The organism is Ruegeria sp. BHSA191 (genome assembly GCF_059613325.1).
Window position 1 is genome coordinate 34,503 of record NZ_JBXWSH010000003.1, and the last position, 22,218, is coordinate 56,720.

Sequence of the window (22,218 nt, forward strand, 5' to 3'; positions counted from 1 at the left end):
GATGAAAACGCGGCCCTCGATTGGGCCGCGTTTGTCGTTGTGAATGTCGGATTTCTGTGGGGCCGAAGCGCAAATTGCGCTAGTATTATCCTGTAATTCCCCGAGTTTCCTACGAAACTCAGACTGGGTCGGAGAAAGTGCAAGATTTTGCATCAGAATTCAGCCACGCGGCGCAGCTTGTCCTGACAGGAGACCCCGACCTGTGGGCGATCGTGGTCTTGTCTCTGCAGGTCTCGGTGTGTGCGGTGCTGATTTCGGCCGTGATCGGGATGCCGGTCGGGGCCGCTCTGGCCGTGGCGCGGTTTCCCGGGCGGCGGGCGCTGATCATCCTGATGAACGCATTGATGGGGTTCCCGCCCGTCGTCGTCGGCCTTCTGGTCTATCTGATGCTCTCTCGGTCCGGCCCGCTAGGCGTGCTCGAGCTTTTGTACACGCCGACCGCCATGATCATTGCCCAGACCGTGCTGGTCACGCCGATCATCGCGGCGCTGACGCGGCAGGTGGTGGAATTGCTGGCCGAGGAATATTCGGAACAGTTACGGTCGCTGGGGGTGTCGCGGCTGGCCTCGGTACCGGTGCTGCTGTGGGATGCGCGGCTGGCCCTGGTTACCGCCCTTCTAGCCGGGTTCGGCCGGGCCATCGCCGAGGTCGGCGCGGTGATCATCGTCGGCGGCAACATCAATCACGTGACACGGGTGATGACAACGACGATCGCGCTCGAGACCTCGAAGGGCAACCTGGCCCTGGCGCTGGCGCTTGGTGCGATCCTGATCGGGATTGCAGTGGCCGTGAATGCCATGGTCAGCGCCCTGACCCTGCGGGCCGAGCAGGAGGGGCTGCGCCATGCGTGACCTGATGCCAGACACGCCGAACCGGCTGGAAATTTCGGGCCTTGCCATCGAACGCAAGGGGCAGGTCCTGCTGGATGTTCCCCAGCTATCGCTGGACGGGCCCGGGCCGACGCTGATCCTGGGGCCGAACGGTGCCGGCAAAAGCCTGCTTTTGCGCTGTCTGCATGGGCTGATCCGTGCCGACAGGGGCCGGGTCCTGCAGGATGGTCTGGACCTGAACGCCGATCACAAGGCCCGGCAGGCCATGGTTTTCCAGCAGCCGGTGCTGCTGCGCCGGTCGGTTGCGGCCAATCTAGACTTCGTTCTGAAACGCAAGCGGCTGGGCCGTGCTGCGCGCAAGGGGCGGATTGCTAACCTGCTGGCCGAAGGTGGGCTGGACAGCAAGGCCCGGCAATCGGCGCGGTCTCTGTCGGGCGGCGAGGCGCAGCGTCTGGCTATCCTGCGCGCGCTGGCGCTGGACCCCGAGACGCTGTTTCTGGACGAGCCCACTAGCGCGCTGGACCCCGCCGCCACGCAGGCGATCGAGGCGATGATCCTGCGCGCTTCGGCGCGCGGGGTGCGGATAGTGATGGTCACGCATGACGTCGGGCAGGCCCGGCGTCTGGCGGCGGACATCGTGATGATGCAAGGCGGGCGCGTCGTCGAACACGGCACCGCCAGACAGGTGCTTGAGGCGCCGGAATGCCAAGCCTCGCGCCAGTATCTGGCAGGCTGGTTGGTCACATAACAAAAATCGGAGGCAATCCATGTTTCGCGCAGTACTCACAAGCGCCCTGGTCCTGTTCGGACTTGTCGCCAACCCGGCGACGGCCGAGGAGGCGTTCATCATTGTGCAGTCAACGACCTCGACGCAGAACTCGGGCCTGCTGGACTTCATTCTTCCGGGCTTCGAGGCCGAAACCGGAATCGAGGTGCGCGTAGTGGCCGTGGGAACGGGGCAGGCGATCCGCAATGCCAAGAATGGCGACGGCGACGTTTTGCTGGTTCATGCCAAACCGGCCGAGGAGGCGTTCGTGGCCGAGGGCTGGGGCATCGAGCGCCGCGACGTGATGTACAACGATTTCGTCATCGTCGGGCCCAAGTCCGACCCGGCGCGCATCAAGGGAATGACCGATGCCGCCGCCGCCCTAGTCGCCATCGCGAATGCCAGGTCGACCTTCGCCTCGCGCGCGGATGACAGCGGTACCCATCAGGCCGAGATGCGCCTGTGGCAAGCCTCCGGCCTCGACCCGACCGCTGACTCGGGCACTTGGTACCGCGAGACCGGCTCGGGCATGGGCGCCACGCTGAATCTGGCGGCGGGGATGGGGGCCTATGCGCTGACCGACCGGGCGACATGGCTGGCCTTCGGCAACAAGGGCGATCTTGCGGTTCTGGTCGAGGGCGATCCGGGCCTGTTCAATCAATATGGCGTGATCCTCGTGAACCCGGAAAAACACCCCGGCGTTCGCGCCGCCGCGGGCCAGAGGTTCATCGACTGGCTCACCGGACCGGATGGTCAGGCGGCCATTGCGTCCTATCGGTTGGAGGGCGAACAGCTGTTCTTTCCCAACGCCAGGTGACCGGCCCTCAGCCGCTGGCGCCGTTGTGGCGGATCGCGCCCAAGTCGGTCAGGTCATAGCCGCCCATCTCGGCCGCGCGGGCGGCAAACCCGTCCGAGTGCAGAAAGGACAGCAGCTTCTGCAAGGGCGGTTCGAAATACGCCCTACGCCAGATCGCCAGATCCAGACGTTCGGAGTGGGTCGGCACGAAGCCCAGCCCATAAAGACTGGCCAGAGCCCCCAGCCCGAACCCGACCTCGGCCTTGCCGTCGTGTAGGGCGATGGCCAGTTCCTCTTCGGTGCGGGCGCAATTGGGCAAGGTATCCAGGTCGTCGCGGCTCAGGTCGTGTTCGGCCAAGTGTCGGTCGAACAGATGTTGGCTGGCGGCGCTGTCCTGCCGCAGCAGAACGCGGCGGCCCTTCAGGTCGACAAACTCGCCGATGCCTTGCGTTCCGGGCGACAACAGCAGGCCGCGCTGGCGATGGGCGATCTGGACCAGAACCACGGGCGCTTCGCCCAGCGTGTCGCGCAGCGCGCCGGTGTTGAACCCGCCAGGCTCGTGAATATGCAGAACCGCGGCCTGCGCCTTGCGGTCGGCCAGCCGCCGCAGCCCGTCAAACGATCCGTCGTAGTAGGTAGCCAGCCCCGAGCCGCTTTCGCGCAGCGCCCAGTCCAGCAGCGGATCGTGGCTGCCGGCCACGATCAGGGGCAGGGGCGGTTCAGCCGTCTGCGGGCCCGAGCGCGACGCATTCAGCCAAGCCAGCACCTCGGCCCGTGGAAACAGCAGCTTGCCCATAGCCCGCACGCAGGGCACCTCGCCCGATGCGGCCAGATCATAGGCCTTGCGCTCGCCGATTCGCAGCAGGTCGGCCAACTCGCGCGTGGTCAGGAAGTCGGGCATTCACTCCAGCCGCACGGCCGCGCCGCGTTCGGCCGAGGACAGGCCCATCTGGGTCAGCAAGAATGGGGCGGCGACCGTCACGACGGCCATCGTGGCAACTGCGGCAAGAAAGGCTTTCATCTGGTCCTCCTGGTTAGTCCGCGGGCGCCGTGGCGCCGCGCAGGAATTCGATCAGGTCGGCGCGGTCCTGCGCCTGCGCAATCCTCTGCATCGGCATTTTCGACCCCGGAATGTAGTGGTCCGGTCCCTGATCGAAAAGAGCGTTTATCGTCTGTTCCGTCCAAATGATATCAGAGCCTTGCAGCGTTTCCGAGTAAGTGTACCCGGGTAGTGTCCCGGCCCGCCGCCCGAACACGCCATGCAGGGTCGGCCCGGCCCGGCGCTGATCGTCCGGCGTCAGGCTGTGGCAGATCGAGCATTTCCGGGCGAACTGCCGTTCTCCGTTTTGCATGTCGTCGGGGTCCTTCAGGAAACTCGGCTCTTGGCCGACCATTCGTTCCTGCGACCCCAGCGCGGCCACCGGCCAGCTATACATGGCCTGATCCAGCCCGCCTGCGTGCAGGTTTTCACCATCGGGCGAAAAGGCCAGTGCCCAGACCGGGCCGCGCAGCGTTGCGCGGAAATCCTGCGCGATCCGCCAATCTTGCGTGTCAATGACCATGATGTAGCCCTCGCCGTCGCCCACCGCCAGCAGCGACCGATCCGGGCTGAGGGCGAGCGCAAGGATCGGGCGACGGTCCAGCGTGAAATCGCGCTCGGCCCCGGTGGTAAGGTCAAGAATGCGGGTCACGCCATCGACCGCGCCATAGGCGATCCAACCGTCTTGCGCGTTCAGGACCAATTCGTTGATGCCGAAACCATGCTCGACCAGCCGCGCGGTTTCGGTTCCTGTCGTGACGTCCCAGACCCGCAGGCTGCCGTCGACCCCAGCGGAGAACAGCGTCCGCCCGTCCGGCGCGAAGGCCACCGCATTGACTCCGCTGCCCGTTGGACCCAGCGACTTGGCCGCACCGCCCTCGGTTGGCCAAAGACCGATGGTCCCGTCCCAACTGGCAGTCGCCACGAGGGTCTTTGAGGCAGCGAGTCCGACGACCTTGCCCTTGTGCTGACCTACGACCTGTCCACCGGGCCAACGGCGCAGGGTAAAGTCGTCGCCGGCCGAATAGATCGCGGTGCCGTTGAAAACCACTGCGTTCACGGCAGCCTCGTGACCCTCGAGCCAGTCCGGCTGCTGTCCGGACCACAGGCCCACGGAATTGTCGAAACTGGCGGTGGCAATGCGCCCGTCCGGGGCCGTGGCGATGTCCATGATCGGTCCGCCATGGCCCTTGAGCGTGTAGAAATCCGCCGCCAGCGGCAGCGGCAGCAGGGCCAGCGCCAGAGCCAGCCCGCGCATCTATTCGGCAGGCGAGGCCGCGCCGTCGCTGGCCTCCTGTGCCTTTACCTCTTCCAGCCACAGCGAATGGTGCTCGCGCGCCCATTGCTCTTCGACCTCGCCGGTACCCATGGCGTCAAACGCGCCTTCCATGCCGACCGAGCCGAGGTAGATATGCGCCAGTATGATGGCGATAAAGGCATAGGCGACCATGACGTGCCAGACTTGGGCATATTGCATTTCTTCCTGCGGAGACATTTGCGTGGGCAGGTCCAGTCCCAGCAGCTGCGGCAACCCGGTCGCGTTGGCGATTGAAAACGTCTTAGCGAACATCGGCAGTTCGAACGGGAACAGCAGCGACAGGCCCGACAGGCTGATCGAGACGCCCATCAGGATGCACAGCCAGAAAATGATCTTTTGACCGGCGTTGAACTTTTTGGCCGGGGGGTGGCTGCCTTTGGTGAACAATCCGCCGCCGGCCGCCAGCCATTTCAGGTCGGTCCGGTTGGGGATGTTGTGGGCGATCCAGTTCACGGTGATGATGATCAATCCCAGCATGAAGGCCCAGGCCAGATTGTTGTGCAGCCACTTGCAGCCTTGCGCGATGGTGGCGAACCCTTCTTTGCCGAACAGCGGGATCAGGAAATCGCGGCCGTACAGCGACACGAGGCCGGTTAATCCAAGGATCAGGAACGAGCCGGCAAACAGCCAGTGCCCGAACCTTTCAAATCCTGAAAACCGGGTGACCGTGCGGCCCGTTTTCTCACCATCGATGCGGATGCGGCCGCGGATCAGGAAAAACAACAGCAGAACGACCAGCATCCCGCCCAGAATATAGGTTCCGTACTCGCGCAGCGGACCGGTGCGGAAAGTCCACCACCACATGCCGCCGTCCTGGATCAGCACGCCGGCAGCAGGCCCCTTGGTCGACACGGTGACATCGGCCGAGCCATAGCGGATGGCGCGATACACATCGCTGTCCGAGGCGACGCCGCGCGTGCCCAACTGACCCAACAGCCCTTCGGCATTGCCTTGCCCGGTATTCTGCGCACGATAGCTGTTGTCGACTTTCTCGCCGCGTTGCCGGGCCAGAATATCCTCGAGTGTCGTGGCGCCACCGGTCTGCGCGCGCGGGGCAGCGGCTGGTTCGTCTGTGCCGGTCGTGTCTTGTGCAAGCGCGCCGTGCGCGATCCCAAGTGTCAACGTCAAAGCCAGAAAAATGCGCAGCATCGGAACCTCGGTATTAATCCATAATCGGGTGACCCACCGGGGCGGGTCACCCGTGTTGTCAGGCTGAGGTCTCAGCCGTCCTTCTGGTCGTAGGCCGTGCCCCAACCCCAAGCGCCCGAGCCGAACCCGCGCGCCACGACGCGTTCGCGGTAGATGGCCGAGACCACGTCGCCGTCACCGGCGAGCAGGGCCTTGGTCGAACACATCTCGGCGCAGATGGGCAGTTTGCCCTCGGCGATCCGGTTGCGGCCGTATTTGGCGAACTCTGCGGTCGAGTGCGTTTCCTCGGGGCCGCCGGCGCAGAAGGTACATTTGTCCATCTTGCCGCGCGATCCGAAGTTGCCCGCCTGCGGGTATTGCGGCGCGCCGAACGGGCACGCATAGAAGCAATAGCCGCAGCCGATGCACAGGTCCTTGGAATGCAGGACGACGCCTTCTTCGTTCTGATAGAAGCAGTCGACCGGGCACACCGCCATGCAAGGCGCATCCGAACAATGCATACAGGCGACCGAGATCGAACGCTCACCCGGTTTGCCGTCATTGATCGTCACCACCCGGCGGCGGTTGATGCCCCACGGGACCTCGTGTTCGTTCTTGCACGCGGTCACGCAAGCGTTGCACTCGATGCAGCGTTCAGCGTCGCAGAGAAACTTTGCTCTAGCCATTATCGTCCTCCTTACGCTGCCCAGATCTTGCAGAGAGTCGCTTTGGTCTCCTGCATCTGGGTCACTGAATCATAGCCATAGGTCTGGGCGGTGTTCGTGCTTTCACCCAGTACGTACGGGTCGGCGCCTTTCGGGTATTTCTCCCTCAGGTCCGCGCCCTGGAAATGGCCGCCAAAGTGGAAGGGCATGAAGGCCACGCCGGCACCGACCCTTTCGGTCAGCATCGCCATCACCTTGACCTTGCCGCCCTCGGGACCTTCGACCCAGACCTGCGATCCGTCGCGAATGCCAAGGTTGTTGGCGTCACGCGGATTGATCTCGACGAACATGTCCTGCTGCAGTTCAGCCAGCCACGGGTTCGACCGTGTCTCGTCGCCGCCACCTTCATATTCGACCAGACGACCTGACGTCAGGATTATCGGGTAATCCTTTGAAAAGTCGTTCTTCTGGATCGAAGCATACAAGGTCGGCAAGCGATAGTCGTGCCGATCCTCGTAGGTGGGATAGTCGGCCACCAGATCGCGCCGTGGCGTGTACAGCGGCTCGCGGTGCAGCGGGATCGGATCCGGGAAGGTCCAGACCACTGTACGGGCCTTGGCGTTGCCGAAGGGCGCACAGCCATGCTTGATGGCCACCCGCTGGATGCCGCCCGACAGGTCGGTCTTCCAGTTGGTCTTGGGCCCGGCCACGGCGTCGATGGCCGCGCGTTCCTCGGCCGTCAGGTCGCCATCCCAGCCCAGATCCATCAGCATCTGCATGGTAAATTCAGGATAACCGTCCTGAATCTCGGAACCGACGCTGTAGACCCCTTCGGCCAGCAGGTTCTGCCCGTCACGCTCGACGCCGAAACGTGCGCGGAAGGTCAGGCCGCCCTCGGCCACCGGTTTGGACATGTCATAGAGGTTTGGCGTCCCCGGATGCCCCATCTCGGCGGTGCCCCAGCAGGGCCAAGGCAGGCCGTAGTATTCGCCGTCATTCGGACCGCCCACGGCCTGCAGCGTCGTTCTGTCGAACGTGTGCTGGTTGGCCATATGGCTTTTGATCCGCTCTGGCGACTGACCGGTATAGCCGATCGTCCACAGCCCCGCGTTGAACTCGCGCGTGATGCTTTCCACATTCGGGGTTTCGGGGTCCTCCATCTCGATATTGCGGAAGAGCCGGTCGGCCCAGCCGAACTTGTTGGCGAACTTGGCCATGATGACCTCGTCCGGCAGGCTTTCGAACAGCGGATCGACCACCTTGTCGCGCCACTGCAACGACCGGTTCGACGCCGTGACCGAGCCACGGGTTTCGAACTGCGTGCAGGCCGGCAGCAGATAGACGCCATCGGTCCGGTCATGCAGGACGGCGGAAACGGTGGGATACGGGTCGATCACGACCAGCATGTCCAGCTTTTCCATCGCCGTCTTCATTTCGACCATCCGGGTCTGCGAGTTGGGCGCGTGGCCCCACAGAACCATGGCGCGGACATTGTTTGGCTGATCCATGTTTTCGGGATCTTCCAGAACACCGTCGATCCAGCGCGACACCGGGATGCCACGCTCGTTCATTAGCGGCTTGTCCTTGCCGTCCTTGTCCTTGATCGTGTCGAACTGTCCTTTCAGCCAGTCCAGATCCTCGCCCCAGACACGCGCCCAGTGACCCCATGCGCCTGCAGACAGGCCGTAATAGCCGGGCAGGGTGTGGGACAGAACGCCAAGGTCGGTTGCGCCCTGCACGTTGTCATGGCCGCGGAAGATGTTGGTGCCGCCGCCAGAGGTGCCCATGTTGCCCAACGCCAGCTGCAGCACGCAATAGGCGCGCGTGTTGTTGTTGCCGTTGGTGTGCTGGGTTCCGCCCATGCACCAGATCACGGTGCCAGGACGGTTGTTGGCCAGCGTCCGCGCCACGCGTTTCAGCTGCGATCCCGGCACGCCGGTGACGCGCTCGGTCTCTTCGGGGGTCCAGTTGGCGACCTCTTCGCGGATCTGGTCCATACCCCAGACACGGGTGCGGATGAACTCTTTGTCTTCCCAGCCGTTGTCGAAGATGTGCCACAGGATGCCCCAGATCAGCGCCACGTCGGTGCCGGGGCGGAAGCGGACATATTCGTCGGCATGGGCCGCGGTGCGCGTGAAGCGCGGGTCACAGACGATCAGCGGGGCGTTGTTCTGCTCTTTCGCGCGCAGGACGTGCAGCAGCGAGACGGGGTGCGCCTCGGCAGGGTTGCCGCCGATGATGAAGATCGCCTTGGAATTGTGGATGTCGTTGTAGCTGTTGGTCATGGCGCCGTAGCCCCATGTATTCGCAACACCCGCAACGGTGGTCGAGTGGCAAATCCGCGCCTGGTGGTCCACGTTGTTGGTGCCCCAGTAGGCCGCGAACTTGCGGAACAGATAGGCCTGTTCGTTGTTGTGCTTGGCCGAACCCAACCAATAGACGCTGTCAGGCCCGCTTTCCTCGCGGATGCTCATCATGCCGTCGCCGATCTCGTCGATCGCCTGTTCCCAGCTGATGCGCTTCCACTCGCCACCCTCTTTTTTCATCGGGTATTTCAGGCGGCGTTCGCCGTGGGCGTGTTCCCGGACCGAAGCCCCCTTGGCACAGTGAGCACCGAGGTTAAACGGGCTGTCCCAACCGGGTTCCTGCCCGATCCACACGCCGTTCTGCACCTCGGCAACCACGGTACAGCCGACCGAGCAATGCGTGCAGACGGATTTGATGTTCTCGACAGCCGTATTGGCTGCGGTCTGGGCGCTGGCGGGCGACACGGTTCCACCCGTGGCGCTGATCGCGACCAGGCCGCCGATCGTCAGGCCCGAGCCACGCAGGAACGCGCGGCGATCGACGCTCTTTTCGCCGATTTGGGACAGGATACTTGTCCGCTGGGGGCGTCTCGCAACCCCGTTGGTCTTTTTCCTAAGCATTTCCTTCCTCCCTTGCTGGCCATGCTGATCATGGCTGGCTTGGTGTTTCGAAATCGACGTCAGGGCCAATCGCAACCGTCAGCCGAGTGTGACCACGTCCGGACCTGCGCCGGGCGTCGCCGAGGCGGCCTAGAAGCGCGCGCTGTCGAAATAGGCGCGGGTATGCGCCGTGTCCTGAATGCGGGTCTCGTCCGAGGGTTGCTCGGCCGCTTCGACCTCGGTTCCCAGGCTGGCCGCTGCAACGGCTGCCGGGGCCGCGGTGCCCGCCAGTTTCAGGAAGTCGCGGCGGCTGGCGCCGCTCTCCTTGGTCTTGCTCATGGGATCCTCCTTTCCCATTTGCGGTTCAGCGCCCGCCGGGGCGCCAGCGAATGACGGCCGCCTAATGCGTCGTCATGCGGAAGGCCTCGCGTTCGATCTCCATGAAAACCCGGCCGGCTGTGCCGACCGAGGCATAGAGAACCGAATGCTCGGCTGCTTCCAGGTCCGAGAAAAAGTGCTCGGCCCAGGGACCGATATGCTTGTTCCAGAACGTCTTTTGATCTTCCAACGCGGCCGGGCCGCCGAAACGGCCGACGATCATGCCGCCCATCATCTCCATCAGCGAGGCGATGTTGTCTTCGGGTTCGAACACGTTTGCCGCCCGGGTGATGCCCCGCGCAGCCATGTCGTTGCGCAGCTGCGCCAGCGGTTTCTCGTTCAGGAAACCGGTCAGGTAGAAGCTGGCATAGGGCAGCAGTTCTCCGCGCCCAAGCCCGATGAACAATGCGTTGAACTCGCGCTCGGCAGCTTCGGGCTTGGTCACTTTGGCCACGCGGGCCATGGCCTGAATGGCCTGGCCCAGATCGGTCTCGTCCCCCGATAGCGCCGCGATCTGGCTCAGCAGGGTCTGGTCGGGCGGTGTGGCTAGCAGCAGGCCCAGGAAGTTGTAGAAATCCGCTCGCAGACGGTCCTCGGGGGAAATCTCGAACGTCTGCGGGTCGCGAATGTTCATCGGGTCATCCTTCGAATTCGAATTTCATGCGCCGCGGGGCCGGGGTGCGCTCGTCCTCATCCGGTTGGATGGCGTCTGCCACTTCGACAAGGGGCGCGGGCTCGGCTTCAGGTTCGGGCGGTTCGGTTGCCGGCACGGCTTCGGCCTCGACCGGTTGTTCCTCGGCTTGCTTCTGCTCGGCCAGCGCCTCGATGTGGCGCAACATGCCTTTGCCCACCTGATAAGCCGTCTGCAGGTTTTCGACCACGCAGGCGGCGTCGGTGTAGTCCTCGCCGTAGTCGACCAAACCGTCCACATTCGCCAGCACCGGGTTCAACCTCCACAAGCGCCGCAACGCGCGGCGGCGCAGACGGTCCGGCACTGCCTTGGCCATGAAGCCTGAAACATCGTCGCCCGCCTGCAGCAAGTCGGGGTCGGGCAGGTCAAGCTCGGCCAAAATCTCGGCGTCGGTCTTTTCTTCCAGTTCGGCCTGCTGCGCGGCGATCTCCTGCGCGATCAGGGCCTCTTGTTCGGCATGCGCTTCGGCCTGCACGGCGGCCTTGCGGCGGGACCAGAAATCCTGTCGAGCGCTCATTGCACGGCCCTCCGCGGGGCGCGGTAGACATCCGAGGCCTGCCGGATGCGCGAATCGCCCTTGCCGTCTTCCACAAGATCCACCCGTTTCTTGTCGCGGCGGCGTTTGACGAACACCTCATCGCGGTGATGGGCCAGAGTGAAATCGCGCACCCAGGCAATCAGGCCTTCGGTCATCGGGATCTTTTCCACGATCTCTTCGCCGGTATCGGCATAGTCCTGCCCCTCGTAGGGCGAGGCGGTGATCAAAAACGCGTTCAGCGGACGATCGCCTTCGGCATCGTCGCGCAGGACAAGGTAAAGGGACGGCTGGCTGTCCGAGAGATTGGCCATATAGGCCTCGGTTTCATCGGACCAGAGTTTCAAGGCCAGGGTGGCGGCGTGGTATTCGACCGCGTCGCCCTCGCGGCGCAGTTCGACCCAGTCAGCGGGTGGGGCGCCAGGCAGCACCGCGACCGCGCGCCAATTCCACCGGGCCCAGCGCGTAACCCCCGGTGTCTTGCGCACGACGACGCCAACCGGCATTTCGATCTGTTTTGCGGCCTCGGCCACTTTGATCCTCCCCGGAAAAGCTCTCCCCTGCTTTCCCTTTGGTTCACTATGGTACACAAATGGGCCACGTGCCAAGCCCGCAGCGGCCTGAAATGGTGGTGATTTGGAAAAAAAGTCGTCGCAAATGGGTCGCGGCGACGATCAGCCGGCGATGGCGGACGATACACAGTTTCTGACCGGAACCGGCCGCCACACGTTGCATGAGCGGCGTTTGGGTCTAAGGTTAGGGGCAAGGAAGAAATGCGGGGGGAACATGGTCACCAAACTGGTCTTGTGCGATTGCGCCGGAAGTCAGGCCCTGGACGGGCAGGGGATATCGGCTGCTTGCGGCGCTGAATGCAGCAAGGTCCATACGGCCCTGTGCACCACCGAACTGACCGCTGCGGCAAAGCTGATGCAGTCGGATGACCAGATCGTCATCGCCTGCGGGCAAGAGGCGCAAGTGTTTCAAGAACTGGCCGAGGAACTGGGCGTGGATCACCCTGGCTTTGTCGATCTGCGCGACCGGGCCGGCTGGTCCGACCAGGGGCGCGCGGCGTTGCCCAAGATGGCCGCCCTGGCGGCCGAGGCTCTGTTGCAGCAGCCGATCACGCCCAGCGTGGATGTCATCAGCGAAGGGACTGCCTGCATAATCGGGCCGGGTGCGGTTGCGTTTGACCTGGCCCAGCGACTGTCGGACACGATGGCGGTGACGGTGGTCGTCACCGATGATGCGCAGCCTGACAGCCGGGCCTATGACGTGGTGCGCGCGCGGGTCCGGTCGGTCTCGGGGGCGCTGGGCGGGTTCACCCTGCGGTTGGATGCGTTGCAGCAGATTGATCCGGCCGGACGCGGCGCGTTTGCCTGGACCCCGCCGCGCGACGGTGCGGTGTCGGCCTGCGATGTGCTGATCGACCTGGCGGGTGATACGCCTTTCGTGACGGCTCCCGACAAGCGCGAAGGTTACCTGCGCGCCGATCCGCGCGATGCTGTGGCGGTTGCCCGGTTGGCCTTTGACGCGGCGCAGCTGGTTGGGACCTTCGAAAAACCGCTGTATGTCCGGCTCGAAGAAACATTGTGCGCCCATTCGCGGGCCGGGCAGGTGGGCTGTTCCAACTGTCTGGACATCTGTCCCACCGGTGCCATCACCCCGGCCGGAGATCACGTGGCCATCGATCCGATGGTCTGCGCGGGCTGCGGTGAATGCGCGGCCTTGTGCCCCTCGACCGCGATCAGCTACGAGGATCCGCCGGTGGCGGCCCTGCTGGCGCGGATGCAGACCTTGGCGGCGGCCTACCGTCGGGCCGGAGGGCGTGCTCCGCGCCTGTTGGTGCATGATGCCCACGGGGCCGAGATGATCCGGCTGGCCGCGAGGTTCGGGCGCGGGCTGCCCGCCGATGTGATTCCGCTGGAACTGGGTGTGGTGTCCGGCTTTGGACATGCCGAGATGCTGGCTGCCTTGGCTCATGGCTTTGCCCGGGTCGACATCCTGCTGGCCCCGACGACCGAGCGGGATGCGTTGGAGCGCGAACTGCCGCTGGCGCTGGCCATCGCCGGAACCGACGTCGTTGGAGTGATCGATGAATCCGATCCCGATGTGCTGGCCGATCTGCTCTATGCGCAGGACGTGCCGCAGCCATTGGCCCAGCCGGTTCTGCCGCTGGGCAACCGGCGCCAGATTACGCGGTTGGCGGCGAAGGCGCTGCGCCCCGATGCGTCTCAGCCGCTTCCTCTGCCGGAACACGCACCCTATGGCGCGGTGGCGGTGGACACCGAGGCCTGCACCCTGTGCCTGAGTTGCGTGTCGCTGTGCCCGTCAGGCGCATTGATCGACAACCCCGACATGCCTCAGCTGAACTTTCAGCAGGATGCCTGCCTGCAATGCGGGCTGTGCAAGACCATCTGTCCCGAAAGCGCGATCACCCTGGTGCCCGAACTGGACCTGAGCGACCCTGCGCTGTCGCCGCGTGTTCTGAACGAGGAAGAGCCCTTTGCCTGCATCGAATGCGGTGCTCTGTTCGGGGTGAAATCGACGGTCGAGCGGATCATGGAGAAGCTGGCCGGCAGCCACCCGATGTTCGCCTCGTCCGAGCAGGCGAAGATGATCCAGATGTGTGACGATTGCCGTGTGCAGGCGCAGTTTCACAGCGAGGATAACCCATTTGCCTCAAAGCCCAAGCCCAAGGTCGTCACCACCGATGACTACTTCAGCAAGCGCAAGGATCACTGAAGTTTGAGCGGTGCCCCCAGATCGGCCGCGCGGATGACCGAGACATAGGCGAGGATCGCCTCAAGCTCGTCTTGCGTCAGCCTCAGCGGGTGAATGGGCGAGGGGCGCTCGGGGTCGAAGGGCGCAGTGATCCCCTCGATCTGGGTAAAGGACGGATGCGGGTTCAGGGCGAAGAACGCCTGGAACCGGTTCGACCAATCCGGCATCGCGCGCAGCACCGCAAAGGACGGCGTGGAGCCCAACCCGTTCATCCGGTTCTGCGGGCCAATCACATGACAGCGCCCGCAATGGGTCAGCGACAGCTTTTCGCCCAGCAAGGCGTCGCCTTCGATGGCATCCGACTCGGGCGCAGCGACCGTTTCGAAACTGGCCGAGAACGGGCCGCCCTCGGCCGGTGCAAAGCTTTCGACGGTGCGCTTGCCCACGTCGGACAACAGCCAATCCTGAAAGCGGGCCTGCCGCGGGTCGTCCTGAATGCGCAGATGATAGATGTCGCCGCCGCGCTGAAACACCGGCTGCCCCGGTGGCCCGACCGCCAGAACCATCGCGCCCGCATCAACCGCGACAACGCGAATTCCGGTCTTGAGCGAGAAGCGCGGAAGAATATGTTTCAAAAGACCCGAGCGTGCGACATCCTCGGGCGCGGCCAAGCCAATCTCCTCCTGCGACCAAGAGGGGCTGGCGAAGAGCGTCAGGCTGAGGCACAAAAGAACAAAGCGCATGGCCCAGCCTAACGGCGACAGGGTGAATGCGTCAAATGAACGAACAAGACGGAGGCACACGGCGATGAGCGGCGATTACAACATGTCGATGCGCAAATTCCTCAAACAGGTTGGCGTGACCAGCCAGCAGGCCATCGAAGACGCACTGCGCAAGGCGGGCGAACCGGCTGGCAAAAGCTTTGAAGTCAAGATGGTCCTGACGATCGACGGTCTGGATGTCGAACACGTGGTGACCGGCCAGATCAAGGACGGCGACGCATGAGCATCCGCGACGCGGTTCTGGCGAACCTGAAAAAGATCACCGACCCGGTTTCGGGGCAGGACATCGTCAGCGCGGGTGTGGTTCGCGCGCTGAATGTTGAGGGCGATACCGTGCGCTTCGTACTGGAAATCGACCCCAAGAATGCCGAGAAGATGGAACCGGTACGCGCCACGGCCGAAAAGGCGGCGCAGATGGTCGACGGGGTGGCCAAGGTCTCGGCCCTGCTGACCGCGCATTCCGACAAGGCGCCGCCGGATTTGAAACCCAAGCCCAAACCCTCGCAGACCGGGCCGCAGGCGGTACCCGGGGTTGACCGGATCATCGCCGTGGCCTCGGGCAAGGGCGGGGTCGGAAAGTCGACCGTCTCGGCCAACCTGGCCTGTGCGCTGGCGGCCGAAGGGCGGCGGGTCGGCCTGCTGGATGCCGATGTGTACGGCCCTTCGCAGCCGCGCATGCTGGGCGTGTCGGGACGGCCGGCCAGCCCCGATGGCAAGACCATCCTGCCGCTGCGCAATCACGGCGTCACCATGATGTCGATGGGGTTGATGACCAACGAAGGTCAGGCGGTGGTCTGGCGCGGTCCGATGCTTATGGGCGCGTTGCAGCAGATGATGAGCCAGGTGCAGTGGGGCGCGTTGGACGTGCTGATCGTCGACCTGCCGCCCGGCACCGGTGACGTGCAGCTGACGCTGAGCCAGAAGTTCAAGGTAGACGGCGCCATCGTCGTCTCGACCCCGCAAGACGTGGCCCTGATCGACGCGCGCAAAGGCATCGACATGTTCCGCCAGCTGAAAACGCCGATCGTCGGCATGATCGAGAACATGTCCACGCATATCTGCTCGCACTGCGGGCACGAGGAACACGTGTTCGGCCATGGGGGTGTCGCCGCAGAAGCCGCCGAACTGGGGGTGCCGTTGCTGGGGGAAATTCCGCTGCATCTGGATATCCGCGTGGCCGCTGATGGCGGGGCACCGATCGTGGTCAGCAAACCCGATAGCCCGCAGGCCGAGGCCTTCCGCAAGATCGCCCGCGATCTGATCGCTAAGGGCAAGGCATGACGCAGCCGGTCTTTCCGCCGTTGCTGTCCGGGCACCCGGTGCAGGGTGGGGAAGATTCGTTCGACCATGCGCAGGCCATGGCGGCGCTGGGCTGCGATGCGGGCAGCGTCGTCTACAACATCCAGGCGGATCGCGTGCGCGCGGCCATCGTGTTTGCGCCCGAGGTGCCATTGCAGGACGCCATGGCCATGCTTCCGCTGTGCGCCGTCGGGTTTCAGAATGCGCTGGGCGCGCTGGCTCCGCCCGAGGTGGCGGTGCATCTGGGCTGGGATGGTCCGATTTTCGTCAACGGGGCCCGCTGCGGCCGATTTCGTGTGGCCGCGTCGACATCCGATCCGGAAACCGTGCCCGACTGGCTGGTCGTCGGCTGGGAACTGGCTTTGCTGCAAACCGGGGACGAGCCCGGCAAGTCGCCCGATGTGACGGCCCTGTATGATGAAGGCTGCGCGGAAGTGTCCCCGGTGCAGCTGGTCGAAAGCTGGTCGCGTCACATGCTGACCTGGCTGAACCGCTGGTCCGAGGATGGCAACGCGCCGTTGCACGGGGAATGGATGGGCTTGCTGCAGGGCGTCGGAGAGCCTTATGGTGATCGCGGCGTGTTTCTCGGGGCCGATGAGCGGTTCGGCATGCTGTTGCGGAACGGGGCGGATACGCAGATTGTTCCCTTGACCCATCTTTTGGAGGACGCCCATTGAACCTGGCCCGCGCCATTCATTTCGACGAAAGCGACCTGAACGTCTTTCACTCGCCCGCCCGAACGGGCGAGTGGTGCATCTCGGGCGGGTTCGAATTTTCGAACTGGGGCGAGGCCGACCTGGCCGGCAAGGCGCGTCAGGCCTTTGCCAACGGGTGGCTGGGGCTTGAAACCTTCGGGCGCGTGACCTTCGTGGCGGTGACGCAGATCGAACCGGCCGAGATGGAGCGGCTGGCCACCAACCTGGCCGAGCATTTCGTGCGCCTTTACGGCGCGCCGTCGGTCGAGGCGGCGCTGGACGTGGCCCGTGCCGAGTTGGCCCATATGTCCGAGATGTGTGACGATCATGCACCCAACACCCTGCTGACCGTTGCCCGCAGCCTGACCGAGTCCGGCGTTCACGAGGCTTTTCGGGTCATCACGCCGCAAGAGGCCGAGTTGGAGGCCTTTGCCGTTCACGGGTCATTGGACGAATGAATAGGGAGCGTGCCTGGCAATCACGCCGGGTAGCGGCTAAATCGACTAGCTTGGGGTGACGTTCAAGCTTGATCGGCCCGAACTCGGTGCACGTTGGGTCAGTGCTGTAGCCCAGTACGTCAAACTCGCACTGAAAGACGTGTGCGACCCGTTCGATGGTTTCTGGGTCATAGTGGTCGATATATTTTCCACGTTTCGATTTGTTCATGTGCGGCAGCCGGACCTTCAGCCCGATATACCGGGTGATTTCGTCAAAGCTTTCGCCGATCGTCGCGAAGCGTCCGATCCGGTGCACTATTTGCCGGTCTTTTGTATCGGTCAGAAACTGAGTTTGAAAGCGTGCCGGCCGATCCGGATCAAACGTGCTCAGAATGCGGTCGCGAAAGCTCAGGCCCTAAACTCTTTCATGCTCGGGATGCCCATGGTGCTGCTGCATGTAAGGGAACATCGAAACAAGCAGGTCGTAGGGGTTGCGGACGAAAGAAAAGCTTTTCATCTGCCAGCAATGGTCGCCGAAATGCTTGCGATATTCGCGTGCTATGGCGTGATTGCGAAGCGGTTGAAATCCATCCGGATCAAAGACTCGCCAACCCATTACGCGTTTGGACAGGCTGTTTGACACCCGATGGAAAATTCTGGCTCGGTCCAGCGAATGACGCAAGCAATAGCTGACAGAGCTTCCCGCCGTTTTCGGGGTGTGTACAAAGATGAACAGTTTTTTGGTGCTGTTCAAAAGCTATTGCCGAAGTTTCTTCAAGTTGCTCGGCGCGCGAATCACATCAGATCGTCGAATCCTCCGAACTGGCCGCGCTTGAATATCAGACCTTTGCCGGGCTGGACCATGACGTTTTCGACCTGGCCGACGAGGATCGCATGGTCGCCGGCCGGATGACGGGCGAACAGCGAACAGTCGAACCGGGCAAGGCAGGTGTCCAGCAGGGGACGACCGCGATCGTCCGCATGCCATTCGGTATGCGAGAAATCCCGGCCATCGCGGGCAAATCGCAAGGCAAGCTCCTGTTGATCCTGCGCCATCACATGGATCGCATAGTGCTGCGCGTCATGGAAGGCTTCGAACCGGTTCGATTCATTGCCCAAACACCACAGCACCAAAGGCGGATCCAGAGAGACCGAAGCAAAGGAGTTGACGGTTATCGCCGCCGGACCGCTAGGAGTTGCGGTTGTGACGACGGTGACGCCCGTGCCGAAACAGCCCAGAGCCTCGCGAAAGGCCAGGGAGTTCTCGGGGCCGGGTTTGAATGTCTTTGCTGTCATTTCATGCGCGTCCAGAGCTCGGCCCCGGGGTGCCATGCCGAAGCGGAATTGTCCACGAAAAGCTGTATCGCGATCAATAGGCTGAGTCAGTTCAGGTCTTCCAGCAACCGACCGTGCTTGCGGGTTTCTGCAATCACGTCGCCGAAGGTCTGCATTCCGCGCGCGGCCAGCATTGGCAGCATGCGCACCAACGCTTCAGCCGTCGCAACCGCATCCCCCAAAGCCGTGTGACGGAGCGTCTCGGGGATTTCCACGCCCAGTCTTTCGCACAAAGCGTCGAGCGTATGGGTTTCGCTGGCTCCGAACAGGACCGCCGACAGCAGAACAGTGTCAAGAATGGGGTGATCCCACTCGACCTGCATCCGCTTCGCGTGGCGCCTCAGAAAGGCCATGTCGAAGGGAGCGTTATGGGCCACGACCACCGCGTCGCGGGCAAAATGGTGGAACTTGCGGCCGGCGGTCACGATATCTGGTGCATCCTGCACCATGCGGTCGCTGACCTTGTGGACCTTGGTGGAAGCGGGTGGAATCGGAACGCCCGGATTGACCAGCGTGTCGAACTGCTCGCCCTCGACGATGCGCCCCTTGACGACACGGACGGCGCCGATCTGCACGATCTCGTCCTTGTGCGGCAGCAAACCGGTGGTTTCGGTGTCGAAGACCACAAAGCACAGTTGCGACAGGGGGCGGTTCTCAAAAGCCTCGTCGCCGGGGGTGTCCAGAAGGTCGAAATCATAGACCAGAGGGCGCGCGGCCTCGGGCGGGATGCGGGCGACGCTGTCTTCGAAGATCAGCATGTAGCCCGGCGCATCGCCCAGCGGCTTCATGCGTGCCGTGTAGGTTTGGCGCCCGTCCACGCTGGCGAGGGTGCAATAGACATCCATGCCGGTTTTCGACAGCTTCTCGTAAGCGTCCAGCAGAGGTTTGCGTTCGAGATAGTCGAACAGCGAGGCGTTCAGACGGGGATGGGCGATCTGCGCCAGAACCTCGGCGGCCTGCGCGTCGTACAGAACGATTTGGTGGTTTGGCCCCGCCAGCAGCATTGCGACCGGGATCTCGGACAGAAGCGCGGTCAAGTGCTCTTTTTCCGAGGCGAGATGAGCGGTTTCGGCAGCCACGGCCTCGGCGGTGGACAGGGCGGTGCTGGCCAGCCGTTCGGCCAGGCTGGCGGCGGCAGGGGCCAGATCGCCCAGATAGCGCGCCGCCTGCAGGTCGAGATCGGTATCCACCCCCGCATGTGCACGTGCGCGCAACTGCGCCGACAGGCGTTCGATCGGTTTGGCCACGTTGTCGTCGAACAGCAGCCAGACACCAGCGACCAGCCCCAGCAAGCCAAACGAGATCATCAGGCCGCTGAACACGAAGGCGCTGGTCATGTCCGCGGGGTCGGCCCGGCGCAGGCCAAGCCAAAGCGCGATCAGGGTGATGGCGATGCCTCCCGCGGCAAGCAAGCAGAAGAACAGAAAAATTCTCAGGCGCAGGCTCAGGCGGGTCAGCATGGTCAGGCTCCGCAGGTGGCAGACACGACCGGGTCATCCGCTCCGACCGGAAGCCAGTCGGCGCCGATCAACCGACCGTCGGCGTCAAACGCGGCGCCGTCCGCCAGGCTGGCCCGTCTGTGGTTGGCGCAGTCAACGGCAACAGGCATCTTGGACACCGGCGCCCAGCGGCCAAAGAAGTACAGGTCGATCAGGCGCTGATCCGGCACCTGCGCGTTGGTCCGCAACGAAGCCGTATCGACGGCCGCGAACCGGTCAACATAGGGCACCGCATAGGTCCAGGGGCGATAGAGCGCGCGGCTTTCGACCTCTTGCACGACGGTCAGGCCCTCGGGCAGGGCGTCACGGGTGCGGTCGTACCAGGAATACTCGCTGATGATCGTGACCGCGATCATGCCCAAACCGGCCGCAACCGGAGCCGACCATTTCGGCAGGCGGCCACCGGTCAGTCGGTTCAAACCCATCACGAGGCCCGCGATGGCAAAGCCCGCAAAGATCGTGCCGATCAGCTCAAGAAACATCTTCCTCCTCCGTTCTTCCTGCCGGGGTCTTTACCCCAGCATCCCCTTGCCGTGCCCGACCGCGGATTGCATCGTTTTTACCACGACAAACGCGTCCCGAAGATGACTTCGCTCAAAGTCCGACAGTTCCGACGGCGCAAGATAGTTGTCGGGCTTGTCGCCATTCCTGATCTGTTTGACCTGATGGTTCAACCGGGTTTCCGCGATCAGGTCGTAGGCATCCAGCAGGTCCCGCGCGCCCGACGGGCTGAGCACCCCTGCGGCCTCGGCGGCCTTGAGACGCGCGCGGGTGTTTACCTCGGTCAATTCACCCTGCAGGCTGTAGACGCGGCCCAGATCGACCACCGGAACCACGCCGTTGTGCTTGAGGTCCAGCGTGTTGCGGTGCTCGCCCGAGCGGATCGTGGCGATCCCGCGCAGCAGGCCCAGTGGCGGCGTGTGCTTCAACGAATTCGAGATCATGTGCGCCACGAAGATCGAGTTCGCCCGGGCCGCGCGCAGGGTTTCGGCCTGCAGGTCGGAAAACAGCTCGAACCGGCCACCGATGGGGCGCAGGTCGAACATGACCGAGGCCAGCATTTGCGCCTCGGGATTGGGCTTGGCGATCCAGCCTTTGAAATATTCGCGCCAGACCCGGACCGGCTGCCGCCAGCGCGGATTGGTCGCCATCATGTCACCGGGGCAATAAAAATACCCACAGGTATCCAGCCCGTCGGACACGAATTTGGCCAGCGCCTCGAAATAGGGCAGGTCGGCATCCGTGACGCTGTCATCCAGCATCAGGCAATTGTCCTGATCGGACACACCTGTCTGCTCCTGCCGGCCTTGCGATCCGCAGGCCAGCCACAGATAGGGGACGGGCGCCGGGCCGAGTTTCTGCTCGGCCAGCGCCAGCAACCGGCGCGTCGCGGCGTCGGCGATGTCGGTGATCAGGCGGGTAACGATCTCGTGCCGGTTGCCCGCCGCCACCAGTTGCACCAGCAGGTTCGGGATTTCTGCCGTGACCGCGGCCATCTCGGTCGCCGACCTGGCCTGCGCGATGCGGCTGACCAGCTCGGCCGAGCTGACGGCCTGGAACCGGGTCAGGTCGGTCTGGGTAACGATCCCGACCAGGCGCCCGCCTTCGGTGATGGGGATATGGCCGATACCGCATTCCAGCATCGCGTGCAGAACGTCCGAGCCGATAGCGCCGGACGACAGGGTCAGCGGGTCCGGGGTCATGATCTGTGACACCGGGGTCGTCGGGGGCAGGGCGCCCGCCACGACCTTGCCCGACAGGTCCCGAACCGTGGCAATGCCGCGCAGCGCACCGCGCTCGGTGATGCAGACGGACGAAATGCCCCGGTCGCGCATCAGGCGCGCGGCTTCCTGAACGGTCGTGTCCGGGGTGCAGGTGGCCGGCTTGCGCGCCATCAGGGTTTCCACCCGTGTGGTGGCCAGCGATTGCTGTTCGGGCCGGGCAGGGCGGGCCCGGTTGAAGAATTTGGCGATGACGACGTGGCGCTTGAGCAGATCGGAAAACAGGTTGGCGGGGATGATCAGCAGAACCGAGGGCGCGTCAGCCGTCGCCGTGGTCACCGCGCGTCCGTCGCGCATCAGCCCACGCTCGCCAAACGAGTTGCGCAGGCCCAGATGGGATACGACCGCACCGTTTTCGTCGGTGATCTCGACCTGGCCTTCGTAGATGATGAACAGGCCGGGCAACTGCGCGCCGCGGTGATAGATGACCGTGCCCTTTGGGATTTCGCGCGCTTCGATCCGGGCCGCGATGTCGGCCAGTTCCTCGACCGGCAGCGCGTCATAGGGGTGCACGGATTTCAGGAACCGGGTGATCTGATCAGGTGAAAGCGCCATGGGTTCGCCCGTCCGCTGGAATGAAAAGCCCCGCCCGGGGTTTAGCCGGGCGGGAAAAGTTG

At 63.9% G+C, this 22,218-nt stretch carries 23 protein-coding genes; 9 read left to right on the plus strand and 14 right to left on the minus strand.

Annotated features, from left to right (window positions below; all coding sequences use genetic code 11):
* Positions 1-137: 137 nt before the first annotated feature.
* The 3 genes from AC2FNS_RS03890 to AC2FNS_RS03900 are packed head-to-tail and all read left to right on the plus strand — an operon-like array spanning position 138 to position 2,413.
* Positions 138-851 carry an ABC transporter permease gene (locus AC2FNS_RS03890; RefSeq protein WP_496687103.1) on the plus strand — a complete coding sequence of 238 codons (714 nt, stop codon included), beginning with the start codon at positions 138-140 and terminating at the stop codon, positions 849-851.
* Positions 844-1,578 carry an ATP-binding cassette domain-containing protein gene (locus tag AC2FNS_RS03895; RefSeq protein WP_496710879.1) on the plus strand — a complete coding sequence of 245 codons (735 nt, stop codon included), beginning with the start codon at positions 844-846 and terminating at the stop codon, positions 1,576-1,578. Before AC2FNS_RS03890 ends, AC2FNS_RS03895 begins: the two co-directional genes overlap by 8 nt.
* Before the next feature lie 19 nt (positions 1,579-1,597).
* Complete coding sequence (locus AC2FNS_RS03900) at positions 1,598-2,413, plus strand: ABC transporter substrate-binding protein (RefSeq protein ID WP_496687105.1); 816 nt, start codon at positions 1,598-1,600, stop codon at positions 2,411-2,413.
* Between the two features lie 7 nt (positions 2,414-2,420).
* Here the strand turns inward: AC2FNS_RS03900 and AC2FNS_RS03905 are convergent, their stop codons facing one another.
* From AC2FNS_RS03905 to AC2FNS_RS03945, 9 genes are all read right to left on the minus strand, one after another.
* Positions 2,421-3,293, minus strand: a complete 873-nt coding sequence (locus AC2FNS_RS03905; RefSeq protein WP_496710878.1) for a substrate-binding domain-containing protein — start codon at positions 3,291-3,293, stop codon at positions 2,421-2,423.
* A gap of 133 nt (positions 3,294-3,426) precedes the next feature.
* The gene (locus AC2FNS_RS03910; RefSeq protein WP_496710877.1) at positions 3,427-4,689 is read right to left on the minus strand and encodes a c-type cytochrome; all 1,263 of its coding nucleotides are present in this window, start codon (positions 4,687-4,689) and stop codon (positions 3,427-3,429) included.
* Complete coding sequence (locus AC2FNS_RS03915) at positions 4,690-5,898, minus strand: formate dehydrogenase subunit gamma (RefSeq protein ID WP_496710876.1); 1,209 nt, start codon at positions 5,896-5,898, stop codon at positions 4,690-4,692.
* Positions 5,899-5,969: 71 nt separating this feature from the next.
* A complete protein-coding gene (fdh3B, locus tag AC2FNS_RS03920; RefSeq protein WP_005983764.1) occupies positions 5,970-6,563 on the minus strand; it encodes a formate dehydrogenase FDH3 subunit beta in 594 nt (197 codons plus the stop codon).
* Between the two features lie 11 nt (positions 6,564-6,574).
* Positions 6,575-9,469: a formate dehydrogenase subunit alpha gene (locus AC2FNS_RS03925; protein WP_496710875.1), complete on the minus strand. Its 2,895-nt coding sequence runs from the start codon at positions 9,467-9,469 to the stop codon at positions 6,575-6,577.
* A gap of 129 nt (positions 9,470-9,598) precedes the next feature.
* Positions 9,599-9,787: a twin-arginine translocation signal domain-containing protein gene (locus tag AC2FNS_RS03930; RefSeq protein WP_496679683.1), complete on the minus strand. Its 189-nt coding sequence runs from the start codon at positions 9,785-9,787 to the stop codon at positions 9,599-9,601.
* 61 nt (positions 9,788-9,848) lie between these two features.
* Positions 9,849-10,460: a TorD/DmsD family molecular chaperone gene (locus tag AC2FNS_RS03935; RefSeq protein WP_005983758.1), complete on the minus strand. Its 612-nt coding sequence runs from the start codon at positions 10,458-10,460 to the stop codon at positions 9,849-9,851.
* 4 nt (positions 10,461-10,464) lie between these two features.
* Positions 10,465-11,034: a DUF3306 domain-containing protein gene (locus AC2FNS_RS03940; protein WP_496710874.1), complete on the minus strand. Its 570-nt coding sequence runs from the start codon at positions 11,032-11,034 to the stop codon at positions 10,465-10,467.
* A complete protein-coding gene (locus AC2FNS_RS03945; RefSeq protein WP_496710873.1) occupies positions 11,031-11,585 on the minus strand; it encodes a DUF3305 domain-containing protein in 555 nt (184 codons plus the stop codon). The genes AC2FNS_RS03940 and AC2FNS_RS03945 overlap by 4 nt, the downstream gene beginning before the upstream one ends.
* 253 nt (positions 11,586-11,838) lie before the next feature.
* Between AC2FNS_RS03945 and AC2FNS_RS03950 the strand changes: the two genes are divergently transcribed.
* Positions 11,839-13,794, plus strand: coding sequence for a 4Fe-4S binding protein (locus AC2FNS_RS03950; RefSeq protein ID WP_496741873.1), 1,956 nt, complete (start codon positions 11,839-11,841; stop codon positions 13,792-13,794).
* Here AC2FNS_RS03950 and AC2FNS_RS03955 read toward each other — a convergent pair.
* The gene (locus AC2FNS_RS03955; protein WP_496687114.1) at positions 13,788-14,516 is read right to left on the minus strand and encodes a c-type cytochrome; all 729 of its coding nucleotides are present in this window, start codon (positions 14,514-14,516) and stop codon (positions 13,788-13,790) included. The two genes, AC2FNS_RS03950 and AC2FNS_RS03955, sit on opposite strands and share 7 nt — an antisense overlap.
* Before the next feature lie 64 nt (positions 14,517-14,580).
* Here AC2FNS_RS03955 and AC2FNS_RS03960 point away from each other — a divergent pair, with 64 nt between their 5' ends.
* Genes AC2FNS_RS03960 through AC2FNS_RS03980 form a run of 5 tightly spaced genes read left to right on the plus strand, consistent with a single transcriptional unit; the run spans position 14,581 to position 17,626 of the window.
* Positions 14,581-14,778, plus strand: a complete 198-nt coding sequence (locus tag AC2FNS_RS03960) for a DUF6494 family protein (protein WP_496710871.1) — start codon at positions 14,581-14,583, stop codon at positions 14,776-14,778.
* Complete coding sequence (locus tag AC2FNS_RS03965; protein ID WP_496687115.1) at positions 14,775-15,836, plus strand: Mrp/NBP35 family ATP-binding protein; 1,062 nt, start codon at positions 14,775-14,777, stop codon at positions 15,834-15,836. Before AC2FNS_RS03960 ends, AC2FNS_RS03965 begins: the two co-directional genes overlap by 4 nt.
* Positions 15,833-16,531 (plus strand): biotin/lipoate--protein ligase family protein, encoded by a 699-nt coding sequence (locus AC2FNS_RS03970; RefSeq protein WP_496803778.1) that lies wholly within the window; start codon positions 15,833-15,835, stop codon positions 16,529-16,531. The genes AC2FNS_RS03965 and AC2FNS_RS03970 overlap by 4 nt, the downstream gene beginning before the upstream one ends.
* Entirely contained in the window at positions 16,528-17,007 is a 480-nt protein-coding gene (locus AC2FNS_RS03975) for a DUF6505 family protein (RefSeq protein WP_170437244.1), read from the plus strand. Before AC2FNS_RS03970 ends, AC2FNS_RS03975 begins: the two co-directional genes overlap by 4 nt.
* Positions 17,008-17,062: 55 nt before the next feature.
* Entirely contained in the window at positions 17,063-17,626 is a 564-nt protein-coding gene (locus tag AC2FNS_RS03980; protein WP_496710869.1) for a hypothetical protein, read from the plus strand.
* Between the two features lie 155 nt (positions 17,627-17,781).
* On the opposite strand, the gene AC2FNS_RS03985 is transcribed toward AC2FNS_RS03980, so the two are convergent.
* The 4 genes from AC2FNS_RS03985 to AC2FNS_RS04000 form a co-directional block, all read right to left on the minus strand.
* Positions 17,782-18,282, minus strand: coding sequence for a flavin reductase family protein (locus tag AC2FNS_RS03985; protein ID WP_496710868.1), 501 nt, complete (start codon positions 18,280-18,282; stop codon positions 17,782-17,784).
* A gap of 86 nt (positions 18,283-18,368) precedes the next feature.
* Positions 18,369-19,781 (minus strand): 3'-5' exonuclease, encoded by a 1,413-nt coding sequence (locus tag AC2FNS_RS03990; RefSeq protein WP_496710867.1) that lies wholly within the window; start codon positions 19,779-19,781, stop codon positions 18,369-18,371.
* 2 nt (positions 19,782-19,783) lie between these two features.
* A complete protein-coding gene (locus tag AC2FNS_RS03995) occupies positions 19,784-20,302 on the minus strand; it encodes a hypothetical protein (protein ID WP_496679706.1) in 519 nt (172 codons plus the stop codon).
* Between the two features lie 30 nt (positions 20,303-20,332).
* Positions 20,333-22,156, minus strand: a complete 1,824-nt coding sequence (locus AC2FNS_RS04000) for a DUF294 nucleotidyltransferase-like domain-containing protein (protein WP_496710866.1) — start codon at positions 22,154-22,156, stop codon at positions 20,333-20,335.
* Between the last annotated feature and the right edge of the window lie 62 nt (positions 22,157-22,218).